The following is an 11,986-nucleotide window of genomic DNA, read 5'->3' on the forward strand; positions in this document are numbered from 1 at the left end:
GCATGCTCGCTACCCCTCCCCCGCCGCACCCCGCTTCGTGCCGATGACCACGGTGGCGTACAGGTCGTCGTCCGTCACGACCCGGGCCGACAGACCGCTGCGGATGACCGCCGCGACGGCCTCGGCGGCCTGCTGTTCGCTGGTCTCCACGAAGAGGTGCCCGCCCGGGGCGAGCCACTGAGGCGCCCCGGCCGCGACGCGGCGCATGATGTCGAGCCCGTCGGCGCCTCCGTCGAGCGCCATGCGCCGCTCGTGGTCACGGGCCTCGGGCGGGAGAAGGGCGACGTCGCCGGTGGGAACGTACGGGCCGTTGGCGGCCAGGATGTCGACGCGGCCCCTGAGCCCTGGGGGCAGGGGCGCGTACAGGTCGCCCTCGTGGACCTCGCCGCCGAACGGCGACACGTTCCGGTGGGCGCAGCGCACGGCCGCCGGGTCCAGGTCGGCGGCGTGGAGTTCGGCGGGGTCGGCGTGGGTGGCGAGTGCCGCGGCCACCGCCCCGCTGCCGCAGCACAGATCGAGGACGACGGCCCCGGCCGGTGAGAGGGCGGCCGCCTGGCGGGCGAGGAACTCGGTGCGGCGCCGCGGGACGAAGACACCGGGTTCGAGCGTGATACGCAGACCGCAGAACTCCGCCCAGCCGACGACATGTTCGAGGGGGAGGCCCTCCACGCGGCGCTCGACCATCGCGGCGAGTTCGTCCGGCGTACGAGCCGTCGAGAGGAGGATGTCCGCCTCTTCCTCGGCGAAGACACAGCCCGCTGCGCGCAGCCTGGCGACGGCGGCGGGGTGGTCGTGGTGTGACGGGGGTGACGGGTGAACCGACATGTATGAAGCGTGACCTTTCGGGATGCCGATGGGGCTCCCGATGACCTGCGGCCACCTACGTCCGGCGGACCGCGCGGGTCTGCGAAGGGAGCACCCGACCTGACACAGCGGTAATGGGGCTCACCTCCTCGGCCGAAGCGCTGCTGGGAGCGGTAACACTACCCCAGCCGTCGCCGTGGCCCGGCCGGGAGTTGGGGCCGGGCGCGAGTGACCCTCCGGCCGCCGGACGGGCCCGTTCGGCGCGCATCGGAGGGCCGGACGCGGTTACTCCGCGTGAGCGGTCAGCACTCCTCGCCCATTGAACATTTCGGGCATATCGTGGATTAGGCACATCAACCTGCTCACGGACACCGTCGCCGGCTTACGTACCCCGAGCCGGCCTCCGCACATCGAGCTGGACGACTCAAAAGACAGGGGGTCGCCATGCTGGCGGAACTGCTCACGGCCGCGGCCGCGGCCGCCTCGTTCGGCGCTGTCTACACCGCCGCGGCGGCCCGTGTGGTCAAGCAGTACGAGCGAGGCGTGGTCTTCCGCCTGGGGCGGTTGCACGGCGCGGTCCGTGGGCCGGGGTTCACCACCGTCGTCCCCGGTATCGACCGGCTGCACAAGGTCAACATGCAGATAGTGACCATGCCGGTGCCCGCCCAGGACGGCATCACCCGCGACAACGTCACCGTCCGGGTCGACGCCGTCATCTACTTCAAGGTCGTCGACGCCGCCAGCGCGATCGTGCAGGTCGAGGACTACCGGTTCGCCGTCTCGCAGATGGCCCAGACCTCACTGCGCTCCATCATCGGCAAGAGCGACCTCGACGACCTGCTCTCCAACCGCGAAAAGCTCAACCAGGGCCTTGAGCTGATGATCGACAGCCCGGCCATCGGCTGGGGCGTACAGATCGACCGCGTCGAGATCAAGGACGTGTCGCTGCCCGAAACGATGAAGCGGTCCATGGCGCGGCAGGCCGAGGCCGACCGTGAGCGGCGCGCCCGCGTCATCAACGCCGACGCCGAACTCCAGGCCTCCAAGAAACTCGCCGAGGCCGCAGCCCAGATGTCCGAACAGCCCGCGGCACTCCAACTCCGTCTCCTGCAGACCGTGGTGGCCGTCGCCGCCGAGAAGAACTCGACCCTCGTACTGCCCTTCCCGGTGGAACTCCTGCGCTTCCTCGAACGGGCACAGCAGCCCGGTCCCCCACCGCCCGCCGTCGAGGAGGGCGAACACAACAAGCCGGCGAGCTCCGAGGAATGACGGCGCCACGGGGGCGCGTTCGCACCGGCATGGACACAGCTGACGCGGCACGGCGGTTCGTCGAGACCTGGGAGCGGGGCTGGACGCGACACGACGTCCCGGCGCTCCTCGCCCTCTACGCGGAGGACTGCGTGCACCGCTCGATGCCGTTCAGGGCGCCGCACCGGGGCCGGGCGGCGCTCGCCGACTATCTGCGCTGGTCGTTCGAGGACGAGCGCCCGCTCGACGTGCGGTTCGGGCCTCCGACGGTCGGGCCCGACGGACTGGCCGTGACCGAGTTCCGGGTGGTGGCCGAAGAGGGCGGCGAGGTCTCGACGCTGGCGGGCTGCGTGTTCGTACGGTTCCGCGGTGACGGGCTCGCAGTCGAGACGCGGGACTACTGGCACCAGACCAGTGGTCGACAGGAGCCCGAAGGGGCACTGTTCCTCGGAGCCGAGGGCGGCGGGACGCCTTGAGGGGCGGGGTTGCCGGCCCACCCGGCCCGGGACATCTGATGTCCGATGCCTTGGTAGCGTAGAAGCGGCCCGGGCGGCGGGTCCAGGCGCGTCCAGAGGTGGGGAGACCGCTCATGCCCGGTACCAGGCCGGTCCGGCCGCTGCTCCGGCAGGAAGTCGCCGACGGCATCAAGCGGTACATCCTCGAGAACAGGCTGCACCCCGGCGATCCGCTGCCCACGGAGACGGAGCTGTGCGAGGCGCTCGGCGCGAGCCGATCCAGCGTCCGCGAGGCGGTCAAGATCCTGCACGCGCTCGACATCGTCGAGGTCAGGCACGGCCACGGCACGTACGTGGGACACCTGAGTCTGTCCGCGCTGGTGGAGAGTCTGACGTTCCGCGGGCTGCTGAGCCCCGACGACGACGTGCAGGTGCTCGCCGACCTCGTCGACGTGCGTGAGCTGTTCGAGCGCGGCATGGCCGAGCGGATCGTCGCGTCGCTCAGCGGCGAGCAACTCGACGCACTGGAACGCCTGGTGACCCGGATGAGCGACGCCGGCGTCGGCGGCGACGGCCGGGGCCTCATCGAGGCCGACCGCGCGTTCCACGCCCTGCTCGTCGCGCCGCTCGGCAATGACCTGATGGGCCAGCTCTCGATGGCCTTCTGGGATGTGTACGCCATTGTGGCCCCGCAGATCGACGGCTTCACGCACACCGAGCAGGCGGAGACCGTCGCCGCACACCACAGCATCGTGACGGCGGCCCGCGCGGGCGACCCGGTGGCGTTCGTCCAGGCCATCGGTGAGCACTACGCGCCGGTCCGGCGGCGCATCTCCGAGGCCCGCACGCGCTCTTGACGGCCCTCTGCGGCGCCCGTAGGACGATCCCGACCTCCTCACGCCGACCACAGCTTACTCGGACGACGACGGCGTGACCTGGCACCGCCGCATCACATCGATGGTCAAAAACCCCGCGTGGGGCGGCCTGTTCGCCGCGTCCGGTGAGGGCGTCCAGCTGCACCACGGCCCGCACAAGCAGGCGGCGGGTGCAGGCGCCGGCGACGCCCGCGTGACGACACAATCCCTGCGGCTGGGCGTGGGAATGTGACCTCTACCGTTCCTAGAGACTGAGCGGGAGTGAGTCCTGTTGCCAGGGTCCGTGCTCAGCCGTGTGCCCCGAACGGTTTTGGGCACCCTGGTCCCCCGCGTTCGCTCCGCATCCGGGCGGCACGGATCGTGTCCGTGGTCCGGGCATGCGGGGGTGGGGTTCCTCGCCCCCAAGAGCACGCCGCTCGGCCTGGACGGTCCGATGCCCCACACGATCGCTCTGGTCGTGTGGGGGCGGTGCCGTCCGCCGCCGGATCGGGTGCCCTTGGGCGCGCCTGCCGATCGCGATGCTCGCGGCATCGTGACGGCTGGTCTTCCTGGTCCTGCTGGTGAGGGGCTGCTGCCAGTGTTGCGCGCCCCATTTGGAGGTGTAGGCCGGGTCGACGGCGATGACCGCGATGCCCGTCTGGTCGGCCATGGAGGCAAGGCGGGCGCGGAGTTTGCCGGTGGGCATGCCGGAGATCACCTGGCGGAAGCGGCGCTTGCGTCCGTGTTTCTCGCGGGTCTTCTCCGTCGTGAAGTCCAGGTCTTCGACTGCGACGGCGGTGACGCCGCAGGATTTGGCCCAGTTCAGCAGCCGGGTGAGGGCGTGCCGGACCTGGGCGTCGCGGTGCTGGGCGGTGCCGGACAGGTCGTAGAAGAAGCGCCGGGGCCGGCCGATCGGATTGCCGTGGGTGTCGAGCCGCCAGGCGGCGAGGTGGTCGGCGTTGGTGTCCACGCCGACCACCCCGTGCGCCAGCGCAGCATCCATGGGGATGGTCGGGGTGACGGGGAATGTCCACGTGGCGGTGAGGTACCAGCGTGAACGGGCCACGTCCAGGTGGATGCGGTAGGCGACTGCCCGGTTTGCCTCCACGCGGTCTCGCCATTCCTGGCCGCGGTGCGGAAAGCGCACCGTTGCGGCGAGCACGTACCGGCCGTGCTTGCTGTTGGCGTACGAGGCGAGCGGGGCCGGGAGTTTGATGGACACTTCGCCGTCGGGGCTGATGCGGATCGTCTCGTTCCCGTACCGCTTGCCCGACTCGCCGTCCGCCTGCAGGAACCAGCGCTCCGCCTCCCACCGCTGCCGCCACTCCTGCTCGCTGAGCTGGGCCGTGGCCAGGTGGTGGCGGTTGTTCATCGGACGCTTGCCGCCGCGTACTACGTGCACCCGCCCGGCCTCCCGGTCGGCCCGCACCGCAGCGAGACGGTCCTCCAGCGCTGCCAGGCGGCGGGACTTGGCGTGCCACTCCCGCCGCGACCGATAACCTCCCGGAGCCCGCTTGCCGCCCCTCTCCCCGACCGGCAACGACAGGCGGTGCGTGATGGTCCTGATTCCGGCTTCGAGGTTCTGGATGTGCGCCATCTGTCCGCGCCGGGACAGCGCCCACTGATCATGTGTGGCCTTCGTGATCGCACCCGCCCACCTGGACGACGACCGCGCCGTCAGCTCCCGCTTCCTCGCCGCCCACGTCTGCGCCGAATGCTGCAGACCATCCCGGCAACGTGACATGAGATCCCGTGACGCGAGCGCGCCCAGGTGCGCGCCGACCAACGTGAGGACCTGCTCATCCGCGGCCGTGAGGTGCTTGAGACGGTCACGTACCGCCACACCGGAAGGCCCTGGAGCGACGAACGGTCGGGCGGGCACACGCAGCCCCGAAACTGACCGCCCCGTGGTCCCGCGCACCCCACCCACCCCGCTCCACCCTCTGACCCGCTTGTCATACCGAACAACGAACCACGCGGAGGGAGGTCACGCGTTCCCCTCTCGAACGTCCAGGCAACTCACTTGGTGTCACCGAGTAGATCGGGGAGTACGCGTATATATGCGCTCATGCTCTGTAATGAGTTGAGAATCAAAAGCAGTTGAATACCCCTTGACCGCCCCCACAGGGTGCGACTTAAGGTGACGCCAGGACGTAGGACGTCTTATGTCTGATGCCCTACCCCCTCTGAACCGAAGAGAATCCGGAGCGCCGCCATGCCCCTGACCGCACCCCTGCGCGGGGTCGTCCCGCCCGTCTGCACCCCCCTCGACGAGGCGGGCCGGGTGGACACCGCCTCCCTCGCCCGTCTCGTCGAGCACCTCGTCGCGGGCGGGGTGCACGGACTGTTCGCGCTCGGCTCGACCAGCGAGGTCGCGTATCTGACCGACGAGCAGCGTGCCGTCGCCCTGCGGACCGTCGTGGAGACGGCGGCGGGCCGGGTCCCCGTGCTCGCCGGTGTCATCGACACGACGACGGCGCGCGTCATCGCCCACGCGCGCGTGGCCGCCGAGCTCGGCGCCGACGCCCTGGTCGCCACCGCGCCCTTCTACACGCGCACCCACCCCAAGGAGATCGCGGGCCACTTCCGCACCCTGCGCGCGAGCGTGGACCTGCCGCTGTTCGCGTACGACATCCCGGTCGCCGTCCACAGCAAGCTCCCCGCGCCACTGGTGCGCGAGCTCGCCGAGGACGGCACGCTCGCCGGCCTGAAGGACAGCAGCGGCGACGAGGGCGGGCTGCGCCGGCTGATCGTCGAGCTGGGCGGCCGCGACGGCCGCGCGGACGGGCCCGCCCCGCACTTCTCGGTACTCACCGGATCCGAACTCACCGTGGACTGCGCCCTGTTGGCCGGCACGGACGGCGTCGTGCCCGGCATCGGCAACGTCGATCCCGCCGGATACGTGCGCCTCTACGACGCCGCGCTGGCCGGCGACTGGGCGCTCGCCGCCAAGGAGCAGGAGCGTCTTGTCGCGCTGTTCGGCATGGTCGACGTCGGCCCCGAGGCCGACATGGGGCGCAGCTCGTCCGCACTCGGCTCGTTCAAGGCGGCGCTGCGGCTGCTCGGGGTCATCGAGTGCGGCGACACGGCGTTCCCGCAGATCCAGCTCGGCGCGGAGTCCGTCGCCGAGGTCGCGCGGCACCTGCGTGCTGCCGGGCTCGCGCCGGTCCGATGACGGTCACGGGCCCCGCGATCGGCCTCGACCTCGGAGGCACGAAGATCGCCGCCGCGCTCGTGGCCCCGGACGGCACGGTCCTGGCCCGGCACACCCGGCCCACGCCCGCCGCTGACGGACCCGACGCCGTGCTCGACGCGCTCGCCGACGCGGCCCGCTCGGTCGACGGCGGCACAGGGCCCGGCGCCCTCGGGGTCGCGGCGGCAGGGGTGATCGACCCGGTGACCGGCACGGTCACCAGCGCCACCGACTCGATCCGCGGCTGGGCGGGCACGGCGCTCGCGGCCGGTCTCGCGGCCCGTACGGGGCTCCCGGTGGCGTGCGACAACGACGTACGCGCGACGGCGGCCCCCGAACTGGCCGCCGCCGGCACTGGCGCGTCCCTCGTCTACGCGGCGATCGGCACCGGTGTCGGCGGCGCGGTGGCCGTGGGAGGGCGCATGGTGCACGGAACCGCGGGCATCGCGGGCCACCTCGGCCATGTGCCGAGTCCGGAAGCGGCGGGGCTGCCATGCACCTGCGGCGGCACGGGACACCTCGAAGCCGTCGCCTCGGGGCCCGGGATCGCCGCGCTGTACGCGCGGGTCACGGGCCGGCCCGCGGAACGCCTGGAGACCGTGGCCGAGCGGGCCGCGTCGGGTGAGGAGCCTGCCGTGCGCGCCATCGTGACGGGCGCGGTCGCCGCGGGCCGGGTCCTGGGCGGGCTCGCGAACACGCTCGGGCCGGACCGCGTCGTCGTCGGCGGCGGAGTGCCCCACATCGGGCCGCTCTACTGGGACGCGCTGACCGAGGCGTTCACCTCCGAACTCATGCCGCCGTTGGCTCGGCTGCGGCCCTCCAGGCCCCTCTTCGGGGCCGACGCCGCCGTCATCGGCGCCGCGCGTCTGCCCTCCCAGGTGCCGCTGCACGCGCCGCCGCAGTCCTGAACACCCCTCCCTGGAGTCCTCGATGAACGACCCCGCGCCCTCGTCCCCCGTCGCCGACCTGCTCAAGGGCCGGCTGATCGTCTCCTGTCAGGCACCGCCCGGCGATCCCATGCGCGACACCGACACCCTCGTACGGCTGGCGCGGGCCGCCGCGGCCGGCGGGGCGGCCGGGGTCCGGGCCAACGAACCCGAGGTCGTCGCCGCGATCTCCGCCGCCGTCGACCTGCCCCTCATCGGGCTGTGGAAGGACGGCGACACCGGCGTCTACATCACGCCGACCGTCCGGCACGCCCTGGCCGTCGCCGAGGCGGGCGCCCACATCGTCGCGGCCGACGCGACCGCGCGCCCCCGGCCCGACGGCGGCACGTTCGCCGACATCGTGGCCGCGGTGCACGCCGCCGGGGCCCTGGTGATGGCCGATGTGGCGACCCTCGACGAGGGCGTCGCCGCGGCCGTCGCCGGCGCGGACCTCGTGTCCACGACGCTGTCCGGCTACGTTCCCGGCTCCCCCCGCCAGGACGGCCCCGACCTCGAACTGGTGGCGGCGCTCTCCGTCGCGGTGGACGTCCCGGTAGTCGCCGAAGGCCGTATCAGCACCCCCGAAGAGGCCGCGCTGGCGCTCGCGCGGGGCGCTCACAGCGTCGTCGTCGGCACCGCGATCACCGCGCCCACCGCGCTGACCTCGCGTTTCGCGGCCGCACTCCCCTGTACGTAGTTCCCGCTCAACCCCCACTCAGGCCGTACCGCACCCCACACCGCAGACGGGACTCGACGGCGAGTCCTTCCGGCATCCTGGAGTAATCGTGCACACCACTGCCAAGCCACCGCTCCCCTGGTACCGCGAGGTGAGCCGTCCCCAATGGAAGGCGTTCTTCGCCGCCTGGATCGGCTACGTCCTCGACGGGTTCGACTTCGTCCTGATCACCCTCGTGCTGACCGAGATCAGCTCGGAGTTCGGCCTGAGCACCGTGCAGGCCGCGAGCCTGATCTCCGGCGCGTTCATCACGCGCTGGCTCGGCGGAGCGGTCCTGGGCGCGCTCGGCGACCGGTACGGCCGCAAGCTCTCGATGGTTCTCAGCATCCTCCTGTACTCCCTGGGCACGTTCGCGTGCGGCTTCGCCTGGGACTACACGAGCCTGTTCGTGGCGCGCCTCGCGATCGGGATGGGCATGGCCGGCGAGTACAGCGCCAGCGCCACGTACGTCATGGAGAGCTGGCCCACGCGCGTGCGCAACCGGGCCAGCGGGTTCCTGATCTCGGGCTTCTCGATGGGCTCGGTGCTCGCCGCACAGGTCTACAAGTGGGTCGTGCCCACGCTGGGCTGGCGCTGGATGTTCTATGTGGGCCTGGTCCCGATCGTTGTCGCGCTGTGGATGCGGCGGGCGCTGCCCGAGGCGGCGGACTGGAGCGAGTCGGTCGGCAAGCAGGCGGAGAAGGAGCGGCCGAACCCGTTCCGGCCGCTGTTCGCCACGCCCGCCAGGGCGACGGTGAACGTCGTCCTCGCCGTGGCCGCCACGGTGTCGCTGTTCGCGATCTTCACGCCCGTCGGCGACGGGCTCGTGCCCGCGCTGTCCGCCGTGGCCGCGGTGGCGCTGATCGCGTTCGCCATGCAGCTGGGCGGGCGCAGGAGCTGGCTGCTCTATGTGTCGATGATCGTGACGATCTTCTTCGCGTTCCTGTACTCGTGGCCGATCCAGGCGCTGCTGCCGACGTACCTCAAGACGGAGCTGGGCTACTCGCCGGGACAGGTCACCGACGCGCTGTACTTCGCGGGCTTCGGCACGATGGCGGGCTGCTGGCTCGCGGGCTTCGCCGGGGACTGGATGGGCACTAAGAAGGCGTACGCGCTGACGCTGCTCGCCTCGCTGGTCTTCGTCTTCCCGGTGTTCGCGGTGCGCGACAACCTTCTCCTGCTCGGCGTCCTGCTCTTCGTGCTCCAGGCGACCAGCTTCGGCATCTCCGGGCTGCTGCCCCGGTACATCGGCGGCCACTTCCCCACCGAGAACCGCGCCGCCGCACTGGGGTTCACGTACAACGTGGGTGCGCTCGGCGGGGCCGTCGCGCCGGTGCTCGGCGCGCATCTCGCGGCGGGCATGGACCTGGGGCGCGCCCTGGCCGTGCTGACCTTTGCCGGCACGGTGATCGTGGTCCTGCTGGTCGGCTTCGACGTACCGGGCCGCCTGAACCGCCTCACCGACCCGGACGGCACCGTCGACCACCTCGCCGAAGCGGCGCCGGAGACGGCGACGTCACCGTCCGACGGGCATGTCCCCGCGGCGTCCCGCTGACACACGGACCCCGCCACCGTCACCCTCTGTCCAGGGGCGGAGTTTCTCCGGATTGCGTACCGCCCAGATGTGGGTGATCCGGTCACCGGCGACGCGGAACGCGAACACGGTGACCGTGACGCCGTCCTGCTGGGCGACCAGGCCGGGCCGGCCGTTGACCGTACGCTCCAGCAGTGTCTGGTCGGGTGCGAGGCGGGCGACGTTGAGATAGGCGTGGGCGACCCGTTCGCGACCCGTGATCGGCCGCCGCAGGGCGCCGACCAGGCCCCCGCCGTCGGCGATCACGGTGGCGTCGGGGTCGAGCAGGCCCACGAGGGCGCTCACGTCCTTCGCCGCCCAGGCCTGCTTGAACTCCCGGACGATGCCGGCCTGCGCGGTCGTCGGCCCGGCCGGAGCCTGGGAGGCGCGGATGCGGCGGCGGGCCGAGGAAGCCAGTTGGCGGCAGGCCGCCGGCGTACGGCCGACGACCTCGGCCACCTCGGCGAACGCGTAGCGGAAGACGTCGTGAAGGATGAAGGCGACGCGTTCGGCCGGCGTCATGGATTCCAGTACGACGAGGAAGGCCATGTCGACCGACTCGTCGAGGGTGATCCGGTCCGCCGGGTCCGCCGTGACGCCGTCGGTCCACTCCCGGCGTTCGGGAAGCGGCTCCGGGATCCACTCGCCCACATAGCGCTCCCTGCGCGCACGGGCGGAGCCGAGCAGATTGAGGCAGATGCGGCTGGCGACCGTGGTCAGCCAGGCGCCGGGGGCTTCGATGGCGTCGCGTTGCGGCCGGTCCATGGCGTACCAGCGGACGAACGTCTCCTGCACGACGTCCTCGGCGTCGGCCAGCGAGCCGAGGAGCCGGTACGCCAGATTGATCAGCTGGCGCCGCTCGCTCATGATCGCGCTCAGGCCCGGATCGGCCTGGCCTTGTGCCGTCTCGGTTCGGTTGGCCATGGTGTCGCGCACTCCCTTGCCTCGGCCTCGTCACTGCCCTCCGTCTCTTTGACGAGACAGCCCTCCGGAATGTGACGTCGTGCGCGTCGCCTCACATTCCGGAGGGCTGCGTTGTCGTACGAGGTATACGGAACGGAGGAAGCCGATGACCGACTTTCAAGCGATTGCCGACCGCGTCGAGATCGAGGCGCTGCGCGGTGAGTTCACCGACGCGGCGATGATGCGCGACCGAGCCCGCCTCGCGTCCCTGTTCACAGAGGACGGCGTGCTGCGGATGCCCAACGTCCCCATCGAGTTGACCGGCCGGGAGGAGATCCGCGCCGGGGGCGAGCGGCTGCAGGCGCAGTGGGACTTCTTCGTGCAGAACACACATCCGGGCGTGATCCGGATCGACGGCGACACCGCGACCGGCCGCGCCTACATGCAGGAGATCGCGCGCATGCAGAGCGGTCTTCAGGGACTCAACTATGCGATCTACCACGACCGATACCGCCGCACCGGCGAAGGCTGGAGGTTCAGCGAGCGGGTCTACGAGGTCAGGTACTTCGACACCACCCCGCTGACGGGCTCGGCGCCGGCCGGGGACATCCACGCCACTCAGGAGGCACGATGACCGTCTCGACCCCGACCACGCTGTTCACCGACCCGGCGCCCGCAGACCGCTTGGAGCGGGCGGCCGGCGCGCTGGCGGCGCACGGCTTCACCGCCGAGATCCTCGATGACGCCGCGGGCGCGCGGCACCGGGTGCAGGAGCTGATCCCGCAGGACGCAAGTGTGTTCACCGTGGCCAGCGAGACGCTGCGGCTGTCCGGCATCGACGACGACATCAACACCAGCGGCCGGTACCGGGCGGCCGTCAAGCCCCGCGCGCTGACCATGGACCGGGCCACCGAGGCCGACGACATCCGGCGCCTGATCGCCGTCCCCGACGTCGTCGTGGGCAGCGTCGCCGCGCTCACCGAGACCGGCTCCCTCGTGGTCGCCTCGGCCTCCGGAAGCCAGTTGCCCGCCTATGCCGGAGGCGCCGGGCGCACGATCTGGATCGTCGGCGCGCAGAAGGTGGTGCCCGACCTGCCCATGGCGCTGCGCCGCCTCGAGGAACACGCCCTCCCCCTGGAATCCGCCCGGGCCCAGGAGGCCTACGGACAGCCCAGCGCCGTCAACCAACTCCTGGTCCTCAACGCGCAACCCCGCATCGGCCAGGGCTTCGTCCTGCTGCTCCGCGAGGCGATCGGGTTCTGAACCGGGCGCTCGACGTGGCCTCCCCCGGCTGACGCCGGGGGAGGCTGCGGGC

The 11,986-nt window shown here is 71.6% G+C and carries 11 protein-coding genes and 2 pseudogenes; 10 read left to right on the top strand and 3 right to left on the bottom strand.

The genetic code is table 11. The features are described 5' to 3' along the window. Nucleotides 1-9 precede the first annotated feature (9 nt). On the bottom strand, nt 10-825 hold the full coding sequence (locus OG698_RS05315; protein WP_406101728.1) for a putative protein N(5)-glutamine methyltransferase: 816 nt from the start codon (nt 823-825) through the stop codon (nt 10-12). Nucleotides 826-1,248: 423 nt separating this feature from the next. Here OG698_RS05315 and OG698_RS05320 point away from each other — a divergent pair, with 423 nt between their 5' ends. From OG698_RS05320 to OG698_RS05335, 4 genes and pseudogenes are all read left to right on the top strand, one after another. Continuing rightward, entirely contained in the window at nt 1,249-2,073 is an 825-nt protein-coding gene (locus OG698_RS05320) for a slipin family protein (RefSeq protein ID WP_406101729.1), read from the top strand. A gap of 29 nt (nt 2,074-2,102) precedes the next feature. Beyond that, nucleotides 2,103-2,528, top strand: coding sequence for a nuclear transport factor 2 family protein (locus OG698_RS05325; RefSeq protein WP_406101730.1), 426 nt, complete (start codon nt 2,103-2,105; stop codon nt 2,526-2,528). Between the two features lie 113 nt (nt 2,529-2,641). After that, the gene (locus tag OG698_RS05330) at nt 2,642-3,364 is read left to right on the top strand and encodes an FCD domain-containing protein (RefSeq protein WP_356278273.1); all 723 of its coding nucleotides are present in this window, start codon (nt 2,642-2,644) and stop codon (nt 3,362-3,364) included. Nucleotides 3,365-3,389: 25 nt separating this feature from the next. Beyond that, nucleotides 3,390-3,542 (top strand): annotated as a pseudogene (locus tag OG698_RS05335) (exo-alpha-sialidase); the annotation flags it as partial. An 84-nt stretch (nt 3,543-3,626) separates the two neighbouring features. On the opposite strand, the pseudogene OG698_RS05340 reads toward OG698_RS05335, so the two are convergent. Further along, a pseudogene (locus OG698_RS05340) lies at nt 3,627-5,282 on the bottom strand (IS200/IS605 family accessory protein TnpB-related protein). Nucleotides 5,283-5,576: 294 nt separating this feature from the next. Here OG698_RS05340 and OG698_RS05345 point away from each other — a divergent pair. The 4 genes from OG698_RS05345 to OG698_RS05360 all read left to right on the top strand — a co-directional run bounded on the left by OG698_RS05345 (nt 5,577) and on the right by OG698_RS05360 (nt 9,750). Continuing rightward, nucleotides 5,577-6,536, top strand: a complete 960-nt coding sequence (locus OG698_RS05345; RefSeq protein ID WP_406101731.1) for a dihydrodipicolinate synthase family protein — start codon at nt 5,577-5,579, stop codon at nt 6,534-6,536. Then, a complete protein-coding gene (locus OG698_RS05350) occupies nt 6,533-7,462 on the top strand; it encodes an ROK family protein (protein WP_406101733.1) in 930 nt (309 codons plus the stop codon). The genes OG698_RS05345 and OG698_RS05350 overlap by 4 nt, the downstream gene beginning before the upstream one ends. A 22-nt stretch (nt 7,463-7,484) precedes the next feature. Further along, a complete protein-coding gene (locus tag OG698_RS05355) occupies nt 7,485-8,177 on the top strand; it encodes an N-acetylmannosamine-6-phosphate 2-epimerase (protein WP_406101734.1) in 693 nt (230 codons plus the stop codon). Between the two features lie 88 nt (nt 8,178-8,265). Then, nucleotides 8,266-9,750, top strand: a complete 1,485-nt coding sequence (locus OG698_RS05360) for a sialate:H+ symport family MFS transporter (protein ID WP_406101735.1) — start codon at nt 8,266-8,268, stop codon at nt 9,748-9,750. Here OG698_RS05360 and sigJ read toward each other — a convergent pair. After that, nucleotides 9,712-10,692, bottom strand: coding sequence for an RNA polymerase sigma factor SigJ (sigJ, locus tag OG698_RS05365; RefSeq protein ID WP_406101736.1), 981 nt, complete (start codon nt 10,690-10,692; stop codon nt 9,712-9,714). The two genes, OG698_RS05360 and sigJ, sit on opposite strands and share 39 nt — an antisense overlap. A gap of 145 nt (nt 10,693-10,837) precedes the next feature. On the opposite strand from sigJ, the gene OG698_RS05370 reads away from it, so the two are divergent. Then, nucleotides 10,838-11,305, top strand: coding sequence for a nuclear transport factor 2 family protein (locus tag OG698_RS05370; protein WP_406101737.1), 468 nt, complete (start codon nt 10,838-10,840; stop codon nt 11,303-11,305). Beyond that, a complete protein-coding gene (locus OG698_RS05375) occupies nt 11,302-11,934 on the top strand; it encodes an LUD domain-containing protein (RefSeq protein WP_406101738.1) in 633 nt (210 codons plus the stop codon). The genes OG698_RS05370 and OG698_RS05375 overlap by 4 nt, the downstream gene beginning before the upstream one ends. The last annotated feature ends 52 nt before the right edge of the window (nt 11,935-11,986 follow it).

Source organism: Streptomyces sp. NBC_01003, from assembly GCF_045162695.1.
Lineage (GTDB): Bacteria > Actinomycetota > Actinomycetes > Streptomycetales > Streptomycetaceae > Streptomyces.